The organism is Alistipes sp. Marseille-P2263, assembly GCF_018101075.1.
Taxonomy (GTDB): Bacteria; Bacteroidota; Bacteroidia; order Bacteroidales; family Rikenellaceae; genus Alistipes; species Alistipes dispar.
Genome location: NZ_JAGQEJ010000001.1, coordinates 231859 through 256005 on the forward strand (window position 1 = coordinate 231859; position 24147 = coordinate 256005).

At 51.3% G+C, this 24147-nt stretch carries 24 protein-coding genes; 13 read left to right on the top strand and 11 right to left on the bottom strand.

Annotated features, from left to right (window positions below; all coding sequences use genetic code 11):
- Positions 1–73: 73 nt before the first annotated feature.
- Genes KB554_RS01010 through KB554_RS01025 form a run of 4 tightly spaced genes read right to left on the bottom strand, consistent with a single transcriptional unit; the run spans position 74 to position 4715 of the window.
- Positions 74–2026, bottom strand: coding sequence for an alpha/beta hydrolase-fold protein (locus tag KB554_RS01010; RefSeq protein ID WP_211034682.1), 1953 nt, complete (start codon positions 2024–2026; stop codon positions 74–76).
- On the bottom strand, positions 2023–2742 hold the full coding sequence (locus KB554_RS01015) for a dihydrofolate reductase family protein (protein WP_211034683.1): 720 nt from the start codon (positions 2740–2742) through the stop codon (positions 2023–2025). The genes KB554_RS01010 and KB554_RS01015 overlap by 4 nt, the downstream gene beginning before the upstream one ends.
- A 3-nt stretch (positions 2743–2745) precedes the next feature.
- The gene (locus tag KB554_RS01020; RefSeq protein WP_211034684.1) at positions 2746–3747 is read right to left on the bottom strand and encodes an aldo/keto reductase; all 1002 of its coding nucleotides are present in this window, start codon (positions 3745–3747) and stop codon (positions 2746–2748) included.
- A 5-nt stretch (positions 3748–3752) separates the two neighbouring features.
- Positions 3753–4715, bottom strand: coding sequence for an aldo/keto reductase (locus tag KB554_RS01025; protein ID WP_211034685.1), 963 nt, complete (start codon positions 4713–4715; stop codon positions 3753–3755).
- 269 nt (positions 4716–4984) lie between these two features.
- Here KB554_RS01025 and KB554_RS01030 point away from each other — a divergent pair, with 269 nt between their 5' ends.
- The 6 genes from KB554_RS01030 (at position 4985) to KB554_RS01055 (ending at position 9444) form a co-directional block, all read left to right on the top strand.
- Positions 4985–5674 carry a flavodoxin gene (locus KB554_RS01030; RefSeq protein ID WP_211034686.1) on the top strand — a complete coding sequence of 230 codons (690 nt, stop codon included), beginning with the start codon at positions 4985–4987 and terminating at the stop codon, positions 5672–5674.
- Between the two features lie 45 nt (positions 5675–5719).
- A complete protein-coding gene (locus KB554_RS01035) occupies positions 5720–6250 on the top strand; it encodes a flavodoxin (protein WP_242116209.1) in 531 nt (176 codons plus the stop codon).
- Entirely contained in the window at positions 6247–7086 is an 840-nt protein-coding gene (locus tag KB554_RS01040; protein WP_211034688.1) for an aldo/keto reductase, read from the top strand. Before KB554_RS01035 ends, KB554_RS01040 begins: the two co-directional genes overlap by 4 nt.
- A 452-nt stretch (positions 7087–7538) precedes the next feature.
- Positions 7539–8756 carry a site-specific integrase gene (locus KB554_RS01045; protein WP_211034689.1) on the top strand — a complete coding sequence of 406 codons (1218 nt, stop codon included), beginning with the start codon at positions 7539–7541 and terminating at the stop codon, positions 8754–8756.
- Between the two features lie 101 nt (positions 8757–8857).
- Positions 8858–9145 carry a helix-turn-helix domain-containing protein gene (locus KB554_RS01050; protein ID WP_211034690.1) on the top strand — a complete coding sequence of 96 codons (288 nt, stop codon included), beginning with the start codon at positions 8858–8860 and terminating at the stop codon, positions 9143–9145.
- A 2-nt stretch (positions 9146–9147) separates the two neighbouring features.
- A complete protein-coding gene (locus KB554_RS01055; RefSeq protein ID WP_211034691.1) occupies positions 9148–9444 on the top strand; it encodes a helix-turn-helix domain-containing protein in 297 nt (98 codons plus the stop codon).
- Positions 9445–10052: 608 nt separating this feature from the next.
- Here KB554_RS01055 and KB554_RS01060 read toward each other — a convergent pair.
- On the bottom strand, positions 10053–12686 hold the full coding sequence (locus KB554_RS01060) for a P-loop NTPase fold protein (protein ID WP_211034692.1): 2634 nt from the start codon (positions 12684–12686) through the stop codon (positions 10053–10055).
- Positions 12687–13086: 400 nt separating this feature from the next.
- Between KB554_RS01060 and KB554_RS01065 the strand changes: the two genes are divergently transcribed.
- Together KB554_RS01065 and KB554_RS01070 are read left to right on the top strand one after the other, a co-directional pair.
- Complete coding sequence (locus KB554_RS01065) at positions 13087–13353, top strand: DNA-binding protein (protein ID WP_211034693.1); 267 nt, start codon at positions 13087–13089, stop codon at positions 13351–13353.
- Between the two features lie 8 nt (positions 13354–13361).
- Positions 13362–13646, top strand: coding sequence for a helix-turn-helix domain-containing protein (locus KB554_RS01070; protein ID WP_242116210.1), 285 nt, complete (start codon positions 13362–13364; stop codon positions 13644–13646).
- Between the two features lie 26 nt (positions 13647–13672).
- On the opposite strand, the gene KB554_RS01075 is transcribed toward KB554_RS01070, so the two are convergent.
- Together KB554_RS01075 and KB554_RS01080 are read right to left on the bottom strand one after the other, a co-directional pair.
- Positions 13673–14143, bottom strand: a complete 471-nt coding sequence (locus KB554_RS01075; protein ID WP_211034695.1) for a hypothetical protein — start codon at positions 14141–14143, stop codon at positions 13673–13675.
- Between the two features lie 24 nt (positions 14144–14167).
- Positions 14168–14485, bottom strand: a complete 318-nt coding sequence (locus KB554_RS01080) for a DUF2958 domain-containing protein (RefSeq protein WP_211034696.1) — start codon at positions 14483–14485, stop codon at positions 14168–14170.
- 275 nt (positions 14486–14760) lie between these two features.
- Here KB554_RS01080 and KB554_RS01085 point away from each other — a divergent pair, with 275 nt between their 5' ends.
- The gene (locus tag KB554_RS01085) at positions 14761–15993 is read left to right on the top strand and encodes a BACON domain-containing protein (RefSeq protein ID WP_211034697.1); all 1233 of its coding nucleotides are present in this window, start codon (positions 14761–14763) and stop codon (positions 15991–15993) included.
- 111 nt (positions 15994–16104) lie between these two features.
- On the opposite strand, the gene KB554_RS01090 is transcribed toward KB554_RS01085, so the two are convergent.
- From KB554_RS01090 to KB554_RS01105, 4 genes are all read right to left on the bottom strand, one after another.
- Positions 16105–16935, bottom strand: a complete 831-nt coding sequence (locus KB554_RS01090) for a DUF4121 family protein (RefSeq protein WP_211034698.1) — start codon at positions 16933–16935, stop codon at positions 16105–16107.
- Positions 16936–17004: 69 nt separating this feature from the next.
- Positions 17005–17994, bottom strand: coding sequence for a zincin-like metallopeptidase domain-containing protein (locus KB554_RS01095; RefSeq protein ID WP_211034699.1), 990 nt, complete (start codon positions 17992–17994; stop codon positions 17005–17007).
- 17 nt (positions 17995–18011) lie between these two features.
- Positions 18012–18443, bottom strand: coding sequence for a hypothetical protein (locus KB554_RS01100; protein ID WP_211034700.1), 432 nt, complete (start codon positions 18441–18443; stop codon positions 18012–18014).
- A gap of 71 nt (positions 18444–18514) precedes the next feature.
- Positions 18515–20593 carry a ParB/RepB/Spo0J family partition protein gene (locus tag KB554_RS01105; RefSeq protein ID WP_211034701.1) on the bottom strand — a complete coding sequence of 693 codons (2079 nt, stop codon included), beginning with the start codon at positions 20591–20593 and terminating at the stop codon, positions 18515–18517.
- Positions 20594–20928: 335 nt separating this feature from the next.
- Here KB554_RS01105 and KB554_RS01110 point away from each other — a divergent pair, with 335 nt between their 5' ends.
- From KB554_RS01110 to KB554_RS01125, 4 genes are read left to right on the top strand one after another with little or no spacing between them, the layout of a single operon-like run.
- On the top strand, positions 20929–21747 hold the full coding sequence (locus tag KB554_RS01110) for a hypothetical protein (RefSeq protein ID WP_211034702.1): 819 nt from the start codon (positions 20929–20931) through the stop codon (positions 21745–21747).
- A gap of 44 nt (positions 21748–21791) precedes the next feature.
- Positions 21792–22232, top strand: a complete 441-nt coding sequence (umuD, locus tag KB554_RS01115) for a translesion error-prone DNA polymerase V autoproteolytic subunit (RefSeq protein ID WP_211034703.1) — start codon at positions 21792–21794, stop codon at positions 22230–22232.
- Positions 22233–22236: 4 nt separating this feature from the next.
- Positions 22237–23496, top strand: coding sequence for a Y-family DNA polymerase (locus KB554_RS01120; protein ID WP_211034704.1), 1260 nt, complete (start codon positions 22237–22239; stop codon positions 23494–23496).
- 4 nt (positions 23497–23500) lie between these two features.
- The gene (locus KB554_RS01125) at positions 23501–23818 is read left to right on the top strand and encodes a nitrous oxide-stimulated promoter family protein (protein ID WP_211034705.1); all 318 of its coding nucleotides are present in this window, start codon (positions 23501–23503) and stop codon (positions 23816–23818) included.
- Positions 23819–24147: the final 329 nt, after the last annotated feature.

Below are 24147 nucleotides of genomic sequence, written 5' to 3' on the forward strand. Positions count from 1 at the left end.
TTTCATTGCTAATTATTTATATACATTCTACGAATATGCAAATGTAAAAAGGGAGCATGAAACTCCCTTTACATTATTTTCCGTAAGAAATACCATTTTTACGGAAAATGTATTTCTCCCAAAACTTCACGGCATCTTTCTCCCAACCTTCCGCACTCGTTCCGATACCCAATCCGAAACCGTGGCGCAAATTCGGGAACAAATGGAATTCGGCATCGATGCCCGCCGCCCGAAGATTCTCCACCCGCTGCCGCATGACCGATGCACTGGCAATGCCGTCGTTATCGCCGATGACCACGTAGGTGGGCGGATCGTTGCGCGTATAATCGGTATGGCTGGTATAGCCCATGATGACTGCCGCCGGACGCGGGTTGTCGGCATCGATGAATCCCTGCGTTAAATAAGAGCCGAGATAGGCCGCCATGCGTGCGCCCGCCGAGCCTCCCCACAGCGAGTAGTCTTCGGTCGAGACCTGCAATTCACCGGCATGTCGCATAATGAAGTCGATGGCCGCTGCGAGGTCTTCGCACGCCACCTGCGCACCGCCCGTCCGATACTGGATGGAAAAGGCGTTGTAACCCATCCTGCTCAATGCGATGGCCAACGGAAATCCTTCGTGAATCGCTCCGACATACGACCAACCGCCGCCCGGACAGACAATGGCGAACGGCCGCCCCGGTTCTCCACGGAAGAAGAACAGTCCTGTATCGTTCTTTCGTGAATCCGCCCGCTTCTCCGCATCGGAATAGATGTCGTAGAACAATCGGTTACCATCGTGTACATAGTCTATCATCGTATTGATGGTCTCCACGGCCCGCTCTCCCGTCACATAGTTGTGATAGGGCAACATACTCGCCACGTTTCGAAGCGGTAAATTGTCATCATACCTCCGTTCGGCAGGCAGGATAAACTGCCCGAAGCCGGCGAACGCCTCATGTTCCACAACATCTTTGACTGTATTGGCAGTTGTCAGATGTCCGTAAGTATTCATATTTCCGTCTTGTCCGTTCGGGAAGAAGAACGGCAGCGCATTGTAAAGGTATTCCGCCATCGGTCTGTATTCATGCCGTGCGCCTTCTTTCTCGTGGAAAGTGAGATTGGAGAGCGGAAACACATCCGTAAGCCTTGCCATCGCTTCGACCTGAACCAGTGTCTCCCGATAGGCCGAATCGTCCGTTCCGCTCGCCGCCCAAATATAAAACCCATCGCCGGCGTAAGGCGACCGTTGGACGATATCCGCCAGATACCGTGCCGTTTCGTCGGGGCGGTTCATGCCGGCGAATCGTCCCAGCGACCAGCAATCGGCACTGACCGGCATGAAGTATTTGAAACAGGAGAGCGTATGTTCCAGCGCATACCAGGTCGTAACGGCTCCCATCGAAAAACCGCCGATGGCACGATGCCCGCGCGAAGCCTCCAAGCCTGCTGCATTCGTACTTTCAGCGTAGGTACGGTAGCGGCTCTCCACAATGGGAATCAAGTCGTTTACAAGCTCCTGTGGCAGGGCTTCGCAATACGGGTCGGCATCGGCATAATTAGCGGTCGGCTGCCCGTAGTTGTAGCTCGGCGACACTACGATGGTCGGAGCCATGTCCCCGTTCTCGGTCATGTGGTCGAGCAGTTTGCGTAACAGACCGTTTTCCGCCTCGAATGTCGTTGCCGCCGTACCGTAGTGTCCGTGTACGAAGTAAAGCACATAATAGCGCCGGTCGGTGTGCTCGTCGTAGCCGTAAGGCAGATAGACGTATGCCGTATTCGTGCGTGCCGCACCCGTACCTTCGGCATAATCGCGCGTCCGGTAGTCGATACGCACCACTTCGCCCCGATGCTCCGCCTCCTGCCCGTAAGAGGCCGGTACGGGATAGGTCTTGTTTATCAGCTCCGCATAATCCTGCGGACGGTCAGGCGTGACGGGTTCTTCCTGCTCTTGATCCGGTGGCAGTACCGGCTCGTTTCTTTCGCTGTCCGAGCAGGAAGCCATGCACAGACAACAAAACAATATGGTTTGCAACATTATCTTTTTCATTTGTGTAGTTTCTTATGAAATTTATACCGCAACCACATGACGCCGTGTTCCCGCTGCTCTGCGGAGAGCAGTTGCAAACTCTGCCCTCCTGCCGGATGATCGGTTGCGTCGCCGACATACTCGAAGATGGACGGGATGCCCGAAAGTCCGTCGATGCCGGGATAGATTACCAGACTCAGTTCATCGGCCAATCCGTCAGCAAGCAGCGCACCGTTCAATATGCCGCCTCCCTGTACCGAAACGGAGCGGATGCCGAACTCACGGCCGACGGCTTCGAGCCCTTGGCGAAGGTCGGTCGCATCATCGGTGATGACGTAAGAAATCCGTCTTTCCCGCAGATGGGCGAGGTACTCCTCCGTTGCGTTCCGTCCTACGATAACGAGAATGTTGTTGCCCCTCAAAACCGAAGAGGTAAAGTAAATGTCGGCCTCCGGGTCGGCAACGATAAACATCCGCTCCGAGTGACGGTCACCGACGGACACGGCAGGAGAATCCGACTCCACAGTATGTCCGTCGATTCCCCATTTATACGGAAATGCGGCACGGAGGGTGTTCTTTCCGAACATCCACGCATCCGTGCACAGCTCGCGTCCGATGGCGGCATAGACCTGAAACAAATCCGATGCGGGCGTACCGTCGAACGGCTCCGTCCATCGGTCGTTGAGCAACCGCCCATCGACGGAACTCATGATATGGCAGATTACTTTCGGTTTCATAATTTACTGCTTTATGGGTGATCCTCCGAACACTTCGCTCATCCGCATCGCACCGAGCGCCGCATCGATGTCTTCCACTTGTTCTGCGGTCAAATGAATATCGGCAGCCCCGATGTTCTCTTTCAACCGGCACAGATGTCGCGTGCCCGGAATAGGAACAATCCACGGCTTTTTGTTCATCATCCACGCCAAGGCAATCTGCGAGGGAGTGGCGTGATGCTCTTCCGCCAGTCCCCCGACCAGAGCGAACAGCGGACGGTTTCGCTCGAAACTTTCCGGGTGGAACTGCGGCATCGAAGCCCGGTAATCGGTTGCTGGATCAAATGTTGTGTCTGCCGTATAGCAGTCGGTCAGCAGTCCGTTCGCCAGCGGCGAGAAAGCCACGAAGCCTACGCCCAGCTCTTCGAGCACGGGAAACAACGCTTCGTGCCGACGTGCCATCATCGAATAACGGTTCTGCACGGCCGTGACGGGACAGACCTTGTGGGCACGGCGCAGATATTCTTCCGTAGCTTCCGAAATACCCCAGTGGAGGATTTTGCCTTCACGAATCAGGTCGGCCATCACACTTGCCACCTCTTCCGGCGCAACCTTCGGGTCGATACGGTGCTGGTAATAGAGGTCGATGCGGTCAGTACGCAGACGGCGGAGCGATTCCTCAACCGAACGGCGGATGGTCGCCGGACGTGAATCGGGAATTACCGCATGTGTGCCGCTCGCTTCGGGACTGTCGAACGATATTCCGAATTTGGTAGCGATGACGACACGGTCACGGAACCGTTGCAGGGCTTTCCCCAACAATTCCTCGTTATCGTGAGGCCGGTCGGAAGTCCCGTACATTTCGGCCGTATCGAAAAAGGTGTAACCCATCTCCACGGCATCGGCCAGCAACACCGTCATTTCTTCCTTGTCGGCCGGCGCGCCATAGGCATGGCTCATGCCCATACAGCCAAGCCCGACGGCGGAGACACGCAGACCGCTTAATCCCAATGTTCTGTATTTCATCTCCCTTATTTATTGGTCGGAATCTGCATCTTGCCAATGTAGGCGCGTTCCTTTTCTTCCAAAGACATATTGAAGAAACGCTCCTCCTTGTTCAGTCCTCGCATCTGCGCCATCTCCCCATCGGTCAGTTCAAAGTCGAAAATTTCGATATTCTCCTTGATGTAATCGGGATTCGAGGCTCCGGGAATGGCAGAAAATCCTTCCTGCATGTGCCAGCGGAGAATAACCTGTGCCGGTGACTTTCCGTGCGCTTCGGCAATCTGCCTGATAACGGGGTCTTTGAACAGTGCGCCGTTCGACATCGCGCCACCCAGCGGGAACCAGCAGGTGATATGGATGCCGTAAGGTTTTACTTTCTCGCGCATAGCCAGCCGTTGTGCATACGGATGACATTCGATTTGAAGCACGGCAGGTTTTACAGTGGATTCGTTCATAATTTTGTTGAACACTTCGTCGCTTGCATCGAAGTTGCTGATGCCCAGCGCACGCACTTTGCCCATTGCCACGGCTTTCTCCATATCTTTCCATGCACCCACGAAGTCGCCCACAGGCTGGTGGACATACAAAAGGTCTATGTATTCCAGTTGCATACGCTCCAACATCTCGTCGATGGCTTTCAGTGTCTTACCCTCACCGTATTCCGTAGGCCACAGTTTCGACGTAATCCATATTTCCTCGCGCGGAATACCGCTTTCTTTCACGGCTCGGCCTACACCGGCTTCATCGTTATAAGCATGGGCGGTGTCGATATGACGGTAACCTGCCTTCAAGGCCGTCAAGCACGACTGTTCGCACACTGCATCCGAGGGCTGAAGGAACGTTCCAAGTCCGAACTGCGGCATCAGGATGCCATTGTTGAGTTGCACCATCGGTACATCGGCGGCAGTCTTATAAATATCCTGCGCGAAAGAGGTACTGCCAATCATCGAAGCGAGCACCGCAAGTCCGGTTAAAATGTTCTTTTTCATATCCATTTATCTGTTTTTAGTTATATCGTCTTCGTTACGACAGGACAAAGGTAGAGAGAACCTTTCGGGCAGGCTTTACAAGAAATTCGGTTGAAACTACACTTATTTCGGTTTTTGCATCCGTCTGATACCGAAGCAGTCGAGCCTCGCTGTCATTTTCTGAAAAAATGGTAATTCGAGCCGTATTTTTTGTTCAGCCGGTATGAATGGACATATCTAACTTTGCATCCGGATAATTGCAAAAACAATCAATAAACAATAATGCAGATATGAAAAAGTACCTGATTTACCTGATGATGGCTGCGGCCATCGTAACATTCGGAGCCTGTTCGCCCGAAGACGAGAATGAACCTCAGACACCGGATATCGAAAATCCCGAAAAACCGGACGACGGAGGAGAAGATACACCCGATAACCCAAACAATCCGGAAAATCCCGATGACCCGAGTCAACCCGGCGACAATCCCGACACGCCGAATGGAGACAGCAAAATTCTGGTCGCCTATTTCAGCTGGGGCGGCACGACGCAGCGCATGGCGCAGGAAATCGTCCGTCAGACCGGAGCAGACCTGTTCCGCATCGAGCCGGTAGTGCCTTATCCGACCGAATATACTCCCTGCACCGAGGTAGCACTCGAAGAGAAAAACAACGATGCCCGTCCGGCGATTGCCGCAACGGTGGAAAACTGGGCGGACTACGATACGGTATTCATCGGCTGCCCCGTCTGGTGGTGGACGACTCCGATGATTATTTGTACCTTTGCCGAAAGCTACGGCTTTAAGGGCAAAACCGTCGTTCCGTTCTGCACCTATGCTTCTACCTACCGGGACGAAACGCTGGCGCGCATCGTGGAGCTTACGCCCGATGCCGCTCATCTGACCGGCGAAGGACTGACGAGCGGACGAATCAACGAACAGAACATTTCATCATGGCTCAAAGAGATTGGAGTAATCGAATAATATATAACCCTGATACTTATGAATATATTCAAATACATCTTTACTATGACCGTGGCATTAGCCATATCAGGCAGTACGGCACAGGCTCAGCCAAAAATTGATAGTAACATGAAATCGGTAATCGTATATTTCACACACTCCGGCAATACCGAACTTGCAGCCAAGCAGGTCGCGGAAGTGACAGGAGCCGAAATGATCCGGCTTTTGCCTGAACAACCCTATTCATCGGAAGATGTCGATTGGGTAAACGAACAGTCCCGCTGCACGCAGGAGCACCTCAATCAATCGCTTCGGCCGGCTATCAAATCGGTCGATATCGACTTTGCAAAAGTGGATACCGTGTTCATCGGTTTTCCTATCTGGTGGCACGAAGAACCGGCAGTAATCCGTACCTTTCTCGACAATTACGGCGAACAACTGAAAGGCAAGGTGATATTCCCTTTCTGCACCTCCTACGAAAGCCCGATGTCGGAAGCCGACGCCACATTGAAGAAAGGCTATCCTGATTTGAAAATCAGAAAAGGGCTTCGTTTGCCTGCTAAATCGGAAGAAATCAAAAAATGGATAGAACAATGAATAAAGTAACATTGAACAACGGCGTCGAAATGCCCCAGATGGGTTACGGCGTCTATCAGGTTTCACCCGCCGAGTGCGAACGTTGCGTTGCAGACGCCCTGAGCGTCGGCTACCGCATGATCGACACGGCGCAGGCCTACCACAACGAAGAGGGTGTGGGCAATGCCGTGCGCCGCAGCGGCATCGACCGCAAGGAAATTTTCCTTGTATCGAAAGTATGGATTTCCAACTACGGTTATGAAAAGACCAAAGCCTCCATCGACGAGAGTTTGCGTAAGTTGCAGACCGACTACATCGACCTGATGCTCCTGCACCAGCCTTTCTGTGACCGCTATGGCGCATACCGCGCATTGGAAGAGGCGTATAAAGAAGGAAAACTCCGCGCTATCGGCGTCTCGAATTTCTATCCCGACCATTTCATCGACATCGCCAGCAACATGGAAATTGTTCCGGCGGTCAATCAGGTCGAAACGCACGTCTTCGATCAGCAGGTAGAACCGCAGCAAATCATGGAGGAGTTCGGCACGCGCATCATGTCGTGGGGACCGCTTGCCGAGGGGCGCAACGGCTTCTTCACGAATCAGATGCTGGCCGAAATCGGCAGTAAATACGGCAAATCGGTGGCACAGGTCGCCCTGCGTTGGCTCATCCAGCGCGGCGTCATCATCATCCCCAAATCCACCCACATAGAACGGATGCAGCAGAATATCGACATATTCGACTTCTCGCTCTCCGACGAGGATATGGCCGCCATCGCCACGCTCGACACCGGCAAGAGTTTGTTCTTCGACCATCACGACGCGGAAACCGCCCGCATGTTCATGGGATGGAAATAAATGGAAAAGGAGCCTGAAGATGAAAGATTAAACTTGCATATTTCCCCAAAACAGGTTACATTTGAACCGTGAAAGTTCTTTGAAGGACGGGCATTCGCGGACGTCGATTTTCGAGCGTCGAAACGGCGTAACCACGTTGTGACCCGAAGCCGCAAAAGCAAGCGTAACCTACTGATAAACGGTGCGTTTCGTCGGAGGATTAAAATCCCCTACGCACCGCAAGATATCAAAGCAAAAAACCTTGTAAATAAAATATTTACAAGGTTTTTTGCTTTTTCCGGAAGTGCAGGAAAATGCGGTTCGGAGCATGTCGCATGCGGCCTATTCGGTGTACTTTTTACGGCGCCGAAAAAGTACACCGAATTAGAGTTCACTTCATTGATTTGCAGCGTATTTCATCTTGACAATGAGGACTTGTGGAATTAAATTTGCAACCTCAAAAAATGCGATGTATGGAAAGAACAACATTCGGTATGACGTTCTATATTCGTAGAACGAAACTCGACAAGACAGGAAAGGCACCGATCTTTTTGCGTGTCACAGTGAACGGTCTGCGTGCCGATACGAGTATCAAGTATCACATATCTCCACAACTCTGGAATACAGCCAAAGGTCGCGCACTCGAAAACAGCCGCGAAGGCAAAGAGGTGAATCGTATGCTCGATGCCATCGGTTTCAATATCATGCAGGTGCGTCGTCAACTGGAATCCGAAGGAGTAGCCGTTTCAGCCCAAAACATTCTGTCTCGTTATCTTGGGAAAGACGCTCCCCAACGCCATACGTTAATGGAAGTATTCCGGGAGCATAACGAAAAATGCCGGGCATTATCCGGTATCGATTTTGCTCCGACAACAGTTCAGCGGTATGAAAGTCTTTTCCGGATTACGGAGGAATTTCTTCGGTCCAAATACGGACAGGATGATTTTTATTTGGATGACCTGCCGGGGCAGTTAGTCGAAGATTACGAGTTCTATATGAAGACCGACCGCAAGTGCGCTCATAATACTGTGATGAAAAACCTAAAAAATTTCAAAAAGATCATCCGCATAGCGATGACGAACGGATGGTTGGAAAACGATCCATTCCGGGAGAAGCATATCCACATGGAACAAGTCGAGCGAGCCTTTCTGGAAAAGCATGAATTTCTGCATGTTCTGGAGAAGCAGATAGATATCCCTCGCATAAGACAAGTGCGTGATATTTTCTGCTTCTGCGGCCTGACCGGCCTCGCCTTCACGGATGTCCAGCAACTGAAACCGGAGCATATCGTCAAGGACATAAACGGCATGAACTGGATTCGCAAGGCACGTCAGAAAACCCGGAACATGTGCAACATCCCTTTATTGGATGCGGCAAGGAAGATTTTGAAACGTTACAAAGACAATCCATACTGTCAGACACACGGCGTTCTGCTTCCGGTATGCAGCAACCAGAAGATGAACGCATATTTGAAGGAACTGGCGGATATCTGCGGCATTCGGAAACACCTCTCGACACACTGCGCAAGGCATACCTTTGCCACTCTGACACTCGCAAGCGGTGCGACTATCGAGAATGTCGCCAAGATGCTCGGACATGCCAATACCAACATGACACGGCACTATGCACGCATTCTGGACTCTTCCATCATGCGGGATATGCAGTCTGTGGCGAAGAGTATGGCGATATAGCCGTTCGGTCATACGACCGGACTGCGGCGGACTGGAACGGACGGGGAGAACGGATACTGCCGGAAGATACTATCTTGCGCTTCGAACCAAATAACGAGTTTATGGATTGTATTCTGATCGAAACGAGAGCGTACGACGAACTGCACGCTCTTATCACCCGTTTGACCTCCCGAATTTCGGAGCTGGCCGCTCTGTCGAATGTATCGCCACTCCCCCAGCGGTGGATGACGTCCGAAGAGGTTTGCAAGGCATTGAGCATCACTCCGCGGGCATTGCAATATTACCGTCTGCGCGGAATCGTCCCTTTCACCTTTATCGGGAACAAAGTACTTTTCAAAGAAGCTGACATTCGGCATGTATTGGATAGCAACCTGATAAAGACCGTATAATCATGTCGGATCGGATCATCACCCGGGAGGGTTCCGAATATCAGGAACTGTACCGGAACCTCTGTCAGGCTATTCGTAACCTCGACATCCTGTTCGAGACACACCGCCCGTCCGTTTGTGGCGAAGTCTATCTGACTTCGGAGGAGATATGCTGTATTTTCAGTATCAGTAAGCGGTCATTGCAGAATTATCGGGACAACCGCCAGATACCCTATACCACCCTTGGAGAAAAGATTCTCTACCCGCAGTCGGCATTGTATAAATTGTTGGAATCGCACTTTGTCCGAGTGTTGCAATAAGTCCCAAACAACGGGGCTGTTTTGACAGCCCCGTTGTGCATTGTTAAGAATACGGCGAATAAAAGTGTTCGCATGCCAATATTTAATCAGGTCTCCAAACTTCGACATCTATTGTGATATCCCTTGTCGATGTACCGCCGTTTTTTCAGGTAAACGTCCTTACCTTAATTCCTCTGGCGGAAGGAAGTCCCGAACTGTATCTCCTCGAGTGTATAAATCCCGTTCGACGGTCATTCCGAACGGCAGGCGTAGAGATTTTAGCTCAAAGAGCATCAAATAATCCCACACCCTTTTGATGTACCTACTTTTTCAGATACCGCTGTAACCTAAAAAGTTACAGCGGTATTTTTGAGTGAGGCAATGATTTGGAAACGCGTCTCTGGATTTCCGAATATTGCCTATTTTCCAGTTAAACAACTCTTCTATACAAAAAGACGACTTTACCAAGGATCTCGATTACTGTGTATACTACTAGAAGATACACCTCACTATACATACGTAAGGTCGTCTCCCGACATCTCTTTTCGAACGGTTTGTCTGGGCGCTCGGTATCTTCTTTTATCGCCTGTTTATGGCGCAAGTTCTAAATTCTGAAATCGGCTATGAATTTACCGGGCGTCAAGCTCGGTCAAGTCCTGGGCTATTTGAATTTGAACGTTTGCTCTGTATTTAACGGGAAGGTGTAATTCCTCAATCTCGGAACGCAACTTTTGCAGTTTATCATGATATGCCGTTTTCGTTTCGGGTGCGGTGGCAAATGCGGTTTTCGCCGTCTCATACTCCCGCTCGATCGCTTCGAGCTTGCCCAACTTATCGATCTCGTCCCAGAGAGCGTTATCTATTTTTTCCTGTACGTTACCCATACCTTCATAGTGAATCTGTTCAAAACCGTTTCGTTTATAAAGCCTCCAAAAGTTCCTTACTAAATCTATTTTATCGCAGGTATCGCGTGCAGGATCGTTTATAAAACTCTCGAAATTATCGGCAGAGCCGAAAATCTGCTCCCAAAACGGTTCGCAGGCGATACTGTTGAAATCCGGGCTCGTGGATACTACACCCAAAAATACAAATCCGTCCAAATAGCTGCATGGGTATCTCTCTATCAGCTGCCTTACCTTCTCGCAAGCCCCGGCATCCAGCCTGATCTTCTGAGAAACTTCATCCACGTCGGCAATGCAGGAGTAGAGCAAATCTTTATATATCTTGAGTTCGGGGTTTCCTGTCGCAACATAGCGGTCAAGATATGATTTGCTCCACCCCAGCATTTCGTCCTTGGAGAAAATAAACTCGATGCTATGTTTTGCGCTAAGGCTGTCGAGTATAAGTTGTTGCGTTATGTAGGTATACTTGCCATCACGGAATTTCGAGTCTATGAATTGTTTGTATGCATCCACATTATCGTATCCGTAAGTCTGCAGCAGCTTATCGGTATGAGTTTTCGTTATCAACCTGGCAATATGGATATACGGATTTACATACGAGCTGATCCGAAACAGAATATCTACATATCTTTCGAAGCGCTCTTTCGAACCGAGGAGAAACAGCTCTTTGAAATCCAGGTAGTTCAACAGGTCTTGTATGACCCGGTCATGTTGCCAACCGGCAAGGATTCGCTCGACTTCGCCGCTGTCTGTCGCAGGGTCGAGCACCTCTTCCATCTGTTCCACACTCAGAATGCCGTGGACATAATTCTCGAAATATTTATGAAAAGAGAATTCATACCGGATCGACTTGTAATCTTCGGTGTCAAAAGAGGCAGAAGCAGGGAAAAGCATTTCGATTACAACCGACGATTGTGCTTTGCAGTCCTTGATTATTTGAAATACCGACGACGCCATATCGCGCCTCGTCAGATACTTTTTCTCATATAAGGCGTTCAGTTCCTGGGGGTACTTGTATTTGATCAGCGACACCAGAAAATACTCGTTGAAGATAACCTCGTTTTTAATTATAGAATAATCCCTGAGAAACAGATTCAAAAAGCGTTTCGTATCCCGCAGGGTGGGTATATATTGTTGAATCATATCCCGATTGCTCCGTAGCCATGCTTTACGGGATTCGCACGTCTGTTCGTCCCAAAAGAGGAAATCTTTAAGCTTTTGAGAAACATAATCCAGAATCTTTTCATAAGGCCTTCGGGGCAAATAGACTTCCAACGTAAAAAACTTGTCGGAGAATTTACCCCCTTCATTATCGTATTTATACCCAAGCAGTCCCTGCAGGTGTTCCTTATCATAAGCGGAGATGAAAATGATATTACCGAACGAAGCGTTTTCATCGATCAGCTTAAAAACTTCTACGATCTCGACATCCAGCAAACGGTCGAAGTCTTCGATGAAAACCACGATCCGGCTGTTCAAACGGCTTATGCCCGCTTGCAGCCGTTCTTTCCTGTCCGCCCGGTCTGTCAGTTTATCGTAAACTCTGAGCCATGATGCGAAACCTTTCTTGTCTATGATATTCAGGGCGTCGAGATAATCTTCGAAAAGCGTGGAGAATTCGCCGTTATAGGCCTTCAGCCGTGAGCAGAGTTCCTTGAAAAAATCTTCTTGTATAAGTTCGGCTTTCTTGGAGTGGCGCGGGTTGAAATCCACGACGATGAATCGGTCGTTTTTCATCTGCTCTTTGACCATATTCATATAAGAGGTCTTTCCGCTTCCCCAAGGCGATATGATGCCTATGCTGTGCGAAATATCCGCAGGAAGATTTTCGATTGTTTTACAGAGATTAATTGCATCACGATGATAGTCGAGCAGGTCATCCTTGTACGATGAGATCGGCACGTCGGGGATTATTGAAAAAAAAGTCCCGTCCGGGCAGGGATTTTCTTTAGGCTTACAGAATCGGCATGCGAGGCACATGAGTGCGAAAAGAGCTGCTAATCCAGCGAGTATATCGCTGTAACCCACAGATCCGAACCAATGCGACGCGGCGGTATAACCATCTGTGCACCTGGCTGAAAAATAAATAACGACCACCGATAATATCGAGAAAATATGGGCATACGACGTAGTGTATCTTCGTCGTATGCCCATAATGATCGCAACCAAGATAGATAAGCTGATAACAATAAACAGCGCATCAGTCAGGCTACTGGTCCGGATATCAAGATACCGGATGATATAATCGTTGAAGAAGGAGAGGAAATAAGGCTTCCAACAGAACCAGACAAGGAAGATGATAACAAAAAAGAGTAACAGCCTCTTTTCTGGCAATTCATTGCGTGAAATACGATTTCTCATAATATAATCGGACGTTTGGATTACTTTATCAAAGATAAGTAATCATTCTGATTTTTTCGAATCAGATGAAAAAATATAAATCTTGTCACTGACTGGAGTTCCTTCTTTTTTAGATAACGCTGTAACCTAAAAAGTTACAGCGTTATTTTTGAGTAAGGTAATGATTTGGAAACGTATTTCCGAATTTCCGAATATTACGCTGACATTCTGTCAAACAACTCTGCAATACAAAGATAGCGAAATTCGCAGAAAGCTGCAAATCGTTGTTTTTTCATCTCTGAGAGAATAATTACCGGCCATACGCGGCCCAGGCAGGACACCGAGAACATTTCGCTCCGGAATGCTGTTATTTTGCCGTCCGCCCGTTCATTCGGGTACGTCTCACCTAAACGCTTATTTTATGGAATGCAAAATGATTGAATCGGCAGTTTTCCGGGAATTGCAGTCGCTCATCATGCGCCTATGTGGCCGCATCGCGCATCTGGCCTCGTCGTCCGTATCTCCCGTACCGGACAGGTGGCTCACGCAGGAGGAGGTCTGCCGGGCCTTGCAGTACTACCGCCAGACCGGCATCGTTCCCTATACCTCCATCGGGAACAAGATTTTTTTCCGGGAGGCGGACATTCACCGCATTCTCGCCGATAACCTTATTCCCGCACAACGATGACGGAGGATTTGATTACGCGCACAACGGAGGATTTCCGGGATTTGCGCAAACGGCTTACCGAGGCGCTGCGGCTGACGGAACGCCTTATCGAAGAGCATCGGCCGTCGATTTTCAACGAAGTCTATCTGACAGGCGAGGAGGTCCGCTCGATGTTCGACATCTCGAAACGCACCTTGCAGACCTACCGCGACGAACGCATCATACCCTATACGATGCTCGGCGGGAAATTCCTCTATCCCCAGTCGGCCATCTTCGAGGTGCTGGAACGCCATTTCCGAAAGGCGCTGCGATGAAATTCAACCGAAAGCCCGGAGAACGATCACGTCTCCGGGCTCTGCTTTTCCCTGGCTTCGTATTCGATGAAGTTGCTGGAATGAATGATGTATATCCGGCCGTTCGCCGTTCCGAAATCGATTCGGATGGGATGCTTGTAAAGCGGTAGATAGTATTTTCGTCCAAACGATTTGCGAATGGCCTCCACAGCGAATATAATTCCCGACCGGGCGGTTACGGGCTGTTCGTATTCAGGATATTGCCGCATGATTTCCAGACGGCAGGCATTAATATCTTCGAGCGTGAAGACCTCGCCGTCTATGATCCGCTGAATGCGCAGACAGAGGTCGTATTCATGCCGTAGCCGGCAGATTTTCTCCGTGTGTCGGTTCAGATAGCTTTTAGCGCCCCGTGAGAGATTCCCGGCAGCGACGAACGACAGATTCCTGTAGCATTCGTCGTCGAGGGCTTCCTCCAACTCCTTCGCAAGCCGGAGGACCTTGTCTTTATATCGCATGACTGAAATGTTTTTCAAATGGAATTATTCGTAATCCGTCAGAAAATCCCGGACAATCTTTCCGGAAGTGTATAAATCCCGTTCGACGGTCATTCCGAACGGCAGGCGTAGAGATTCCAGTTCGGAGAGCATCAGATAGCCCCACTCCCATTCGAAGATATGGCAATATCCGAAAAGACGCCAGTCGTCGCCTTCGCGTTCGGCTTCGGTGATGAGCCATGTCCCGGCACCGCAGGGATTGAAATATTTGACGAGGACTTCGGCATCCAGTCCCTTTCCGTCCTGCGAACCGATGGGATGATTCTCGAATTTCGAGACGATTTCATTTGTGAGCAATTTCATGGAAAATGATATTTAAGCTGTCCGGAACGCCCGGACAGCAAAAGTCCGATAGCCGCTGCGGGACGACCGAAGACAAGACCCTTGCGGTCTTGGTGCGTCGTCCGCAGCGGCTATCTTGCTGGACGGGTGGACGGATAATATGAAAAACTGATAAATTATTGGCACAAAAAATAAACAAAAAAGTGGATTTATTTTGAAATAATATTATATATTTGCTATATATATACAAGAAATAAAAAAATGCAGAATAATATTCATCATAATATATAGGTACTATGAAAAATTGGATATTTTGCGGGTTAATCTTTGTTGCTATCGCCTGTGAGAAAACAGGCACCGATAAAAAATTATATATTAATCTGGAACCCAATACACTTGTTGTAGGCTATTCTGGAGGTCAATACCGGATTTCAGTGTCATCCAATTGTAATTGGGAAATCGTAAACGCTCCATCTGAGTGGTATTCAATACTTACTACCCAACAATATATTGACATTAACATTGATCCCAACACAGCGGCAGTAGCACGAGAAGCGACAATTCAATTACAATATAATGATATACAAGCTATTTTAACCATTTTTCAAGAAGGAATGGGAATCTCCCATGATCCTCTGCATTGGGAGCCTTTTCCTGTAAGTGGACTTACGAATTCTAAATATGCAACAGAAAAAGACAATTGCCGTATATACCAAATAACCGGGAATGAAATATTCATATCTCCTTCGTGCGCATCACAAATTTATCTCGGGCATTTGATTGATCCTAATTTAGATTATAATGCGTTAACCACATACGATGAATATTCATATAATCCGATTCATATTAGTGCATATGTGAATAGAAAATTATATGAAAAAGATTTATTACCCTCTTTTGCAGGAATGTATGATATCGTACAGCAGATCATAATGGATATTCCCCAACAGAATATCTCTTTTTCAAGTATTTCACCAATACAATATACTTCATATCGACATCTCCATTTATTAGGATGGAGTAATATGGGTTTAGCACTGGATAATCTAATAAACGATAAACCCTATTTCGAGGAAGAAATGGAAAAGGCAACAGGATTGATATATAATTATGCAATTAAGTTATTCAATATCACAATGGATATTCCCGAGCGATTGGTTAATGAAACTGTCAATAACGCCAACTCGGAAACAATATCGTACATAAATAGCATTGCGTACGGCAAAACAGCTCTTATGTTGATTGAAAGTAACTTTAATGCCTCAGAAGTTAAAAATACCGTTGCCAAAATCATGCAATCCGAACCTTTAACACCTAACGAACAAAATATTAAAAAAGATTTAGACATATGCTATATATATTTCGATAATAGTCATAACGTCCCGAATGCTATACACGGAGGAGATTACTTGATCAAACAATTCCTTGAAGATGTAAACAAACTGGAGATTACCCCTCTGAACTTTTCAATCAACAAATTAAAAAACAACACAGTAAGCAGCTTTCAAGTGACGTTTTCTCTAAAATAATCCACAACACACCTTAAAACCTCATTATTATGAAAACAAAAAGGTATCGCCTTCGAGTTGCGAAACAATCAATCTCGTTTCCATCATTCGACTTTACATCATGTACGACAATCATCGAACGGCATACTCCGGACGGACGTAATAGCAGACCGTGGTATGCCGCTCGCGGTCTTTGACGAGTTTCACAGGCCGGGGTGCATTGTAAAGGCGCCGTTCGGAAACCGGAGCGTCGAGCGCATCCCACTCCTTCTGTGATACGGCCCGCTCTTCGTCCCGGTAGCACCAGACGATGACGGACTTCGGGTCAAGAGCCGGAAAGACTGTTCCTTCGTAATCAGAAAGAAACATTTGAAATTCCTCCTCCGTCCGGAACGAAATGCAATCGCCCCGGTAAAGGTCGCCGTCCCGACGTTCCGGGTCTTTATGAAGGCGGATTTTCCGCCACCTCTCGGTCGTGAAATCGTCGTACAACGGTTCCGGCTCCCGGTACTCCCACAGCGGCACCTCGGCACAGAACCGGACGATTCCGTTGCCGCAGGCGCCGCAATGGCCCCAAGCACAAAAATCCCCCAGCACGCTTCCGGTCGGGTGCAACGCGTGCGGCGCCACGACCGTAAAAGGCCCTCCGCTCACCGCGCAGCCGATGCCGCCGGCTGTCGCCCGCACGAAGGGAACGTACGGGCACAGGCAGATCGAGCGCGTTCCATCTTCACGGACAGTCTCGATCAGGGCATTGCCGTAGAAGTCGCCGTGGCGCGTGGTATAGCGCACCCGGTCGCCGACCTTCGGAATATGCGGATTACGGGTACGTTCGATATGGCAGACCAAAGCATTGGTAGCATCTACATCCGCCTGCGTCAGATGGTGTATATGGTCGTAAAGCGTATTTATCGGCAGCAGCGTTTCGCGGCTGTACCGTTCTTTGGTTTTGGCTTGTTGCATATTGCTGATAATGAAAGCGCCGCGGCCCAAAAGTCGCGGCGCGAGTTAAACAAAAAGTTTTATAAGGGTTCAGGCGGCTTCGGCCGGCAGCGCTTCGGACGTTTCGGTCTCCCGTCCGATGTCCAGCCGTCCGGAGATCATCCGCGCGGCGCGGTTCACGTCCGTGAGGATGTCGAACAGGTAGGTCGGTTCTTTACGGAACTCCGCCAGCCAGTCCTTGATATAGGCGGCGCTCTCCTCGCGGGGCGTCGTGGCGAAGCCCAGCAGGACGCCGCACAAGGCCGCCGTAAGTTCGGCGACCAGCTCCTCACGGATATAACCGGCATCTCCGTAGCAAGCGCCCGAAGGACGGTTCAGGCGCTCCTGATGCCCCGTGCTGTGCGTGACTTCGTGGAGAAGCGTCGTATAGAAGGCCGCGCCTTCCGGGAACTGCCGCTTTTCGGGGCAGACGATCCGGTCGAGCGTCGGCGAATAGAACGCCCTGTTGCCGGCTTTGAGCAAGATGGGACAGAGCCACGACCGTTCCGCCAGCATCCGGTCCAGCGGCTCGCACGTCATGCCGTCCGAGTAGTCTTTCGGTCCGGCCGGTGCCGTAAGCGCGGCGTAGCGCTCCGGCTGCCGCTCTTGCATATCCGTCTGGTCGATGTTGAAGACCGGGTAACAACGTATCACGGGCAGCACGTCGTATTGCCGCCGCTGCTCCTGCGGCAGACGGTAGTATTCCGCCAGTTCGATCTTTTTGCGGGTCTCCTTGTGGCGGATGTAGAGTTTCCAGAAGAAGACCGGGAACGAACCGGAGCCTTTGAGGATGTTCAGGCCCTCCTCCTTGGCCTGCCGGAAGGTCATGAAGAGCGGCGTGCTGTAGCCTGCGATCTCCGAGAGGAACAGCAGCATCAGGATATTCCCGCCCCGGTAGGGCGTGCCGCGCAGGTTGCGCGGAAGACCGTGCGCGAGGTCGGCGATCCACGGCTTGCGCCACTCTTCTGTGAGCGTCTCAATTTTCTTTATCATCAGCTCCGTCAGCTGCGGAGCGATCTTTTCAATAAGGTTCTTGTTCATGGCTTTTATCGTTCATGTTATTCTACCTCCGGAGCGGCAGCTTGCCGCCAGATGCGGATCTTCCCGTCATCCGTCTTGCCGCACCACCACATGTCGCAGGCGTCGCGGAAAGCCCTGCGATCATCCTTCGGGTGGAAATTCTCCCGTTTCAGTCCTGTAATAATTTCCCGATCCTCTTCCGTCGTGCCGTCCTTCCACCACGGCTCGACCGTATCGGACATCAATTCGCTCTCGCGCACCTGACGGGTATGTTCGGCACAGTCATCGCACCACAGGTCTTCCTTGTCTTCCGCCACGGATTCTACTTCGTGCGTGTTGCTGTCCACCCAGACCTGACAGGATACCTGTAGCGAACCGCATGCGGCGCAGCGCCACGGATCGGCGGGCATCTCGACTACCGATTTTTCCGCAACAGGCGTTTGCTGCGGAATCTCTGAAATCCTATCCATAATCATAGTAATGAAAAGACGGAGCAGGCACGACCTGCTCCGTCGGTTGGACACTCTCATTCGCATCGCTGTTATGCCGCCGCTTTCATCTCCTCCGGCATCCGGGTATCGGGTTCGATATCCGGATCCATCGGGATAATCAGCGGTTCCGGCGAGGGTTCTACGGCAGGCGTCTCCTCCGGCAGCAGTTCGGGCATCTCCGGTTCGGTATCCGGTGCATCCTGCACCGAAGCCGCTCTCTCGACGGCCTCGGCCTGCGCACGAAGATTGTCGATCTGCTCCTGGATGCGGGCCTTGCGGCGCTCGTAGACTTTCAGATACTCCTGCTGCACCTTCCGGCTCTGCTCCGTGAAATTCAGATCCGCGAAGCGGCACATCATCCCCGTCAGCAGCGTTTCGTCCGTGCAGTAGCATTCCGGCGCCGCCGAGCGGAAGTAGTCCACCAGATACGCGCGTGTCAGCGCCGCCTGCTGCTTGGCCGTGATGCGTCCCGCAGCGGCGAACTGCTCTTCGTCAGTCAAGAAAGAGCCCTCTTTGGGCCGGAAACCGCACTGACGGAGTTTCGAGTCGCTCATGATGCGCTGCATCATGGCATAGTAAAACATCTGCTGCTCCTCTTTCTGCAAGGGCTTGTTCGCAACCTTCACATCGAGAAACATCCGCTTCATATCCGTCGTGATATGTTCGTAGCAGATCTGCCGATTGCGCAGGTCCTGCTGTTCGAGGGCTTCCAGCGGCGAAGGAGGCACGACCGTGACGAGCACCTTGCGCTCATCGTCCTGCCCCTCGTTTACCGTAACTTCCCGCTCCTCGTCCTCGACTTCCTCGTAGCGGAATACGATATCGAGCGCGTCGAGGACGGCGTATTTGCGCACACGACCTTCCGAGACATTGAACTCCAGCTGCCGCGTCGCCTCCGTGAAGCGGGCCATCCGGATTTCATGCCGCTCCCGGGCCTCGGCGAAATCCTCCTCCGATATGTAATTTTCGGCTTTCGGAGCCTCGGGCATTTCAGGTGCTTTGTCGTAGCAATTGATATGGTACTCCAGTTCTTCGACGTGGTAGCCCTCCTCTTCGAGCGCGTCGAGCACCTCCGAAGGGGTCTCGTCCGTCGAGGCGAGCGTCGTGCGCGGGTCGTCCGTGAGGAGTTTCACGGCTTTCTGTACCAGAAACTCGTTGTTCTTGCGCATCATGCACTCCCTGTTCTGGCAACCGGCGCAGCCGTCCGAACATTCGTCGCGGAACAGCACCTGGTTGGCCGTGTTGTGGGCGCACGTCCGGCACTCGGTCTTGTCGAAACGATAGGTCTCCAGCTTGGTCATATACCGCTCGTAAAGCCGCCGTGCGATCTCCTTGATACGGGCGTTTTTCCACGAGGTGCGGCACTCGTCGGAGAAGTGCTCCTCGTAGACCTCCTGCTGGATGTCGGAAGGATATTTGGCAATCTCCATAGCGACACCCACCGAAATCTCCTCCCGGTCGAGTTGCTCGGCAAGGGCGTCGATGAGCTCGCAGAGCTTCAGACGCGAGCGGATGTAGGCTTCGCTCTTGCCGAACTTGCCCACGAGGCTCTCGATCGTATGCCGCCCCGACTGCAAGGCCCGCTTGTAAGCCGCGGCCTCTTCGCGCGGCTTCACGTCCTCGCGCTGGAGGTTCTCCGTGATGGCCGCGTCTTCGGCCTCGGCGTCGGTCATCTCACGCACGAGGGCCGGGATGAACTTCAGCTCCGCCATCGCGGCCGCCCAGTAGCGCCGCTCGCCGTAGACGATCTCGAAGCCTTCGCCCTGCGGACGCACGCAGATGGGTTGCAGCACGCCGACCTGACGAATACTCTCGGCAAGCTCCAGCAGCGTCTCCTCCCGGAAGTTCTTGCGCGGGTTGTACTCCGCGTTGACGATTTTGTTCAGGTCGAGCAGTCGAATCTGCGCATCGGGACGGGAATTCGGCTCCTCCGTGGAAGCGGATGCAGCAGTCGGAAGAGCTTTTTCCGCGGCCGGCGTCTGTGCCTCGGCCGGTATCGGTTCTGCGGATTGGCCGCAAGTCGCAGGTCGTGCTTCCTGTGCGGCGGATTCCATCGCCGGAACAGCCGGCAGTCGGTCGGCGGCCTTGCTGCGTTTTCCCGTCTTGGCACTCGTTTTCGTGGTCTGCATAACATCGGACAGTTTTTACCGTGTGTCTCACGTGTTTAGCTCGTATAATCCTTGCTATATGGATCATACAAGAGCAATGAATGATTATGTTATGAGGACTTATTCCCGAACGGGTCGGTTGCCTCGGGAAGATACACAAGGTACGCGACGGCGGCGGAGCGGCGGAAAAATACCGCAGAGCCAAAGGCCGAGGACGATTTTTCCGTCCGACGCCGACGAGGGCCGCCGCGCGGCCCGCTCGCGTGCCTATCTTCCCCGACGGCAACCGAGAGAGGTAATAAATAATTTATTGTTCGAATTTTTTTAGTACATTAGAGCCATTATCAATAATCTATATGAAAAGATACGAAGATCGCATAGTTGCATATATCGATGTACTTGGATTCAAAAACCGGATAAAATCTACTTTATCAAAAGATGATAAAGAAGTTGAAGAACAAACTCAATTGATATATGAAGCCTACAACTCGATACGAGATATTTGGGATTTGGACTCAAAAAAGAATTTTTCCAATAAAATCCGGCAATCAAAACGGGTTACAATCTTCTCGGATTGTATCATCGTATCTGTAAAATCTACAGAACAGTCTGCCTTGTTTTACATGTTGCTTGAAATCATGTGGTTGACTATGCGCCTGATAGATAAAGGTATATTATGTCGGGGTGCGGTCGTTCACGGAAAATTATATCACACACAAAAAATGATATTCGGCCCTGCATTGGTTGAAGCATATATGACCGAATCGAAAGCAGCATTATATCCCCGTATCATTTTGGATGAATCTGTCATCAAAATAGGCGCAAAATATGGATTGAACGATTCGTCATACGAGCAAGAACATATCCGGGCACTGTTGGCAAAAGATACGGATGGATTATATTATGTCGAATATTTTTCCAAGATACAACCGGAATTAGATAATCCTCTATATGATTATCCGGATTACCTCCAAAAATTAAAAAAGATTATCGAAACAGGTATTCCCAAAACATTGCCTATAGACGTTCGTATCAAATATTTATGGATGGCCGAAAAATATAATGACATAGTTCGGCAAAGTAAAAGTCCTCAATTCATAAAAGCCCTGAACGATGGGGAAGAATACGAGTTACGTGAATTTTATCAGGCACTTACAGAAATTGTAATACCTTAGCAAAAGAATACGTAATAATCTATTTTTGAGCTCGTTCATATTGTGTGAATAAAGAAAAAAACGATATAATTTTTTACCGTCCCGACACGTCGACCTGCCGGGAGCTTCCCGTCGCGGGCGGGGAGGTCAAGGCCGGCTTCCCGTCGCCGGAGGACGATTTTCTCGATACGCCGCTCGACCTGAACCGCGAGCTGGTGCACAACCCCGCCTCGACGTTCTTCGTGCGCGTGGCGGGCGACAGCATGACGGGCGACGGCATCGACGACGGCGACCTGCTCATCGTCGACAAATCCATCGAAGCCTATGACAACTGCATCGCCATCTGCTATGTGAACGGAGAGTTCACGGTCAAGCGGGTGAAGCTGGAGAGGGACGGCGCCTGGCTTCTGCCGTCCAATCCGCACTACAAGCCGATTCGGGTCGGGCGTGGCGACGACTTCATGATTTGGGGCGTCGTGCGCCACGTCGTCAAAACCTTCCGGTAACGTCATGTACGGACTCTGCGACTGCAACAACTTCTTCGTCTCCTGCGAGCGGGTCTTCCGGCCCGACCTTGCAGACCGCCCCGTCGTGGTGCTCTCGAACAACGACGGCTGCATCATCGCCCACTCGAACGAGGCCAAGGCGCTCGGCATCGGCATGGGGCAGCCGTTCTATCAGGTGCAGCAGCTCATCGCCCGTGCGCAGGTCGCGGTGTTCTCGGCCAACCACACGCTCTACGGCGACATGTCGCGCCGCGTCATGGAGACGCTCCGCACGCTCGTGCCCGATACGGAGATCTACTCCATCGACGAAGCGTTCTTCGACCTGCACGGCGTCGCGGAGCCGCTCGACGAATACGGCCGTCGTATAGGCCGCACCATCCGCCGCAACACGGGCATCCCCGTCTCGATAGGCATCGCCCCGACGAAGACGCTGGCGAAAATCGCCTCGAAGCTCGCCAAACGCTATCCCCGCCTCGACGGATGCTGCTACATGCACCGCAGGCAGGACATCGAGAAGGTGCTCACGACCTTTCCGCTGCGCGACATCTGGGGCATCGGCCGCCGCTACGGCAAAATGTTCGACGGCATGGGCATCCGGACGGCCCTGCAATTCGTGCGACTGTCCCGGGAATGGGTGCATGCCCGGATGGGCGTCACGGGGCTCCGTATGTGGAACGAGTTGCAGGGCGTGGAGTGCATCGCCTTCGAGCAGATGCCGCCCCAGAAGCAGCAGATTACCGTATCGAGGAGCTTTCCCAAGGAGATTTACGAACAGGAGCCGCTGGAGCGTATCGTCGCGGAGTTCGCCTCCATGTGCGCCGAGAAGCTGCGCCGCCAGCGGTCGGTATGCCGCGAAGTCCGCAGCTACATCTACACCGACCGTCACCGCGACGACCGGCCGCAGCGTTATGAAACAGGTCTTATGACGCTGCCCGAACCGACGTCGAGCACGCTGGAGATCGTCCGCTGCGCGCGGGCGGCCCTGCGGCAGATTTACCGTCGCGGCTACGGCTACAAGAAGGCCGGGGTCATCCTCTCCGAAATATTCCCGGCCGCGGAGACGCAGGCTTCGCTCTTCGCTCCGGCCGATGCACAAAAGCATCAGCGTCTAATGAAGGTGCTCGATACGGTAAACCGGGAGTGCGGCAAGGGCAAGCTCGTCGTGGCGGCCCAGGGCACGGAACCGTTCCGCATGAACCGCGAGCACCTCAGCCGGCGCTATACAACCGACTGGCGTGAACTGCTCGTCGTAAAAGCGAAATAAGGGAATGACACGCCTCGAACGGGAGAAGGAGACGCTGCGGCGCATGATCGCACTCTACTGCCGGCACAAGGAGGGCAACAGGGAGCTATGCGACGACTGTCGGCATCTGCGGGAATATGCCTGCCGGCGGTTGGAACATTGCCGTTACGGAAATCGGAAAGGCGCCTGCAAGGATTGCCCGACGCACTGTTACGCCCCGGCCTTTCGGGAGAGGATCCGGGCCGTGATGCGCTATGCCGGGCCGCGGATGCCGCTCTATCATCCCGTTGCGGCTATCCGACATCTTTTTCTGACGGCCGCACGGAGCCGATTCGGGCAATAGGGATATTTCAACCTCCCGAAGCCAGCTTCAGCCGCTCCTTCAGCCGGGTGTTCCACTTCAGTACGGTCGTATTCCTTTGTTGCAAGCCAAAGTCGGTTCGTCGAGTTCCGTCGCGTCGTATCCGACCGCCAACCTCTCGAAAGCCACTGTCAACGTCCGGTTATTGATACGATGAGCTCGAAACCTTCACTTTCCGTCTGGAATGGCAAGCGGATATTGCCTGTTTGGGCGAATCGCACGGACATACAAAAAACGGAATAAAGGATATTATTGAAAAATAATAATATACGAGTTATTCCGGAGTTCATGAAAATTCACTATCTTTATGG

Bases quoted from the DNA above. Each gene is read 5' to 3' on its own strand.
- KB554_RS01105 (WP_211034701.1), bottom strand. From the start codon at position 20,593: ATGCAGACCACGAAAACGAGTGCCAAGACGGGAAAACGCAGCAAGGCC.
- KB554_RS01120 (WP_211034704.1), top strand. From the start codon at position 22,237: ATGTACGGACTCTGCGACTGCAACAACTTCTTCGTCTCCTGCGAGCGG.
- KB554_RS01010 (WP_211034682.1), bottom strand. From the start codon at position 2,026: ATGAAAAAGATAATGTTGCAAACCATATTGTTTTGTTGTCTGTGCATG.
- KB554_RS01085 (WP_211034697.1), top strand. From the start codon at position 14,761: ATGAAAAATTGGATATTTTGCGGGTTAATCTTTGTTGCTATCGCCTGT.
- KB554_RS01025 (WP_211034685.1), bottom strand. From the start codon at position 4,715: ATGAAAAAGAACATTTTAACCGGACTTGCGGTGCTCGCTTCGATGATT.
- KB554_RS01030 (WP_211034686.1), top strand. From the start codon at position 4,985: ATGAAAAAGTACCTGATTTACCTGATGATGGCTGCGGCCATCGTAACA.
- KB554_RS01110 (WP_211034702.1), top strand. From the start codon at position 20,929: ATGAAAAGATACGAAGATCGCATAGTTGCATATATCGATGTACTTGGA.
- KB554_RS01065 (WP_211034693.1), top strand. From the start codon at position 13,087: ATGGAATGCAAAATGATTGAATCGGCAGTTTTCCGGGAATTGCAGTCG.
- KB554_RS01055 (WP_211034691.1), top strand. From the start codon at position 9,148: ATGTCGGATCGGATCATCACCCGGGAGGGTTCCGAATATCAGGAACTG.
- KB554_RS01060 (WP_211034692.1), bottom strand. From the start codon at position 12,686: ATGAGAAATCGTATTTCACGCAATGAATTGCCAGAAAAGAGGCTGTTA.
- KB554_RS01095 (WP_211034699.1), bottom strand. From the start codon at position 17,994: ATGAACAAGAACCTTATTGAAAAGATCGCTCCGCAGCTGACGGAGCTG.
- KB554_RS01080 (WP_211034696.1), bottom strand. From the start codon at position 14,485: ATGAAATTGCTCACAAATGAAATCGTCTCGAAATTCGAGAATCATCCC.
- KB554_RS01035 (WP_242116209.1), top strand. From the start codon at position 5,720: ATGACCGTGGCATTAGCCATATCAGGCAGTACGGCACAGGCTCAGCCA.
- KB554_RS01050 (WP_211034690.1), top strand. From the start codon at position 8,858: ATGGATTGTATTCTGATCGAAACGAGAGCGTACGACGAACTGCACGCT.
- KB554_RS01125 (WP_211034705.1), top strand. From the start codon at position 23,501: ATGACACGCCTCGAACGGGAGAAGGAGACGCTGCGGCGCATGATCGCA.
- KB554_RS01015 (WP_211034683.1), bottom strand. From the start codon at position 2,742: ATGAAACCGAAAGTAATCTGCCATATCATGAGTTCCGTCGATGGGCGG.
- KB554_RS01020 (WP_211034684.1), bottom strand. From the start codon at position 3,747: ATGAAATACAGAACATTGGGATTAAGCGGTCTGCGTGTCTCCGCCGTC.
- KB554_RS01045 (WP_211034689.1), top strand. From the start codon at position 7,539: ATGGAAAGAACAACATTCGGTATGACGTTCTATATTCGTAGAACGAAA.
- KB554_RS01040 (WP_211034688.1), top strand. From the start codon at position 6,247: ATGAATAAAGTAACATTGAACAACGGCGTCGAAATGCCCCAGATGGGT.
- KB554_RS01075 (WP_211034695.1), bottom strand. From the start codon at position 14,143: ATGCGATATAAAGACAAGGTCCTCCGGCTTGCGAAGGAGTTGGAGGAA.
- KB554_RS01100 (WP_211034700.1), bottom strand. From the start codon at position 18,443: ATGGATAGGATTTCAGAGATTCCGCAGCAAACGCCTGTTGCGGAAAAA.
- KB554_RS01090 (WP_211034698.1), bottom strand. From the start codon at position 16,935: ATGCAACAAGCCAAAACCAAAGAACGGTACAGCCGCGAAACGCTGCTG.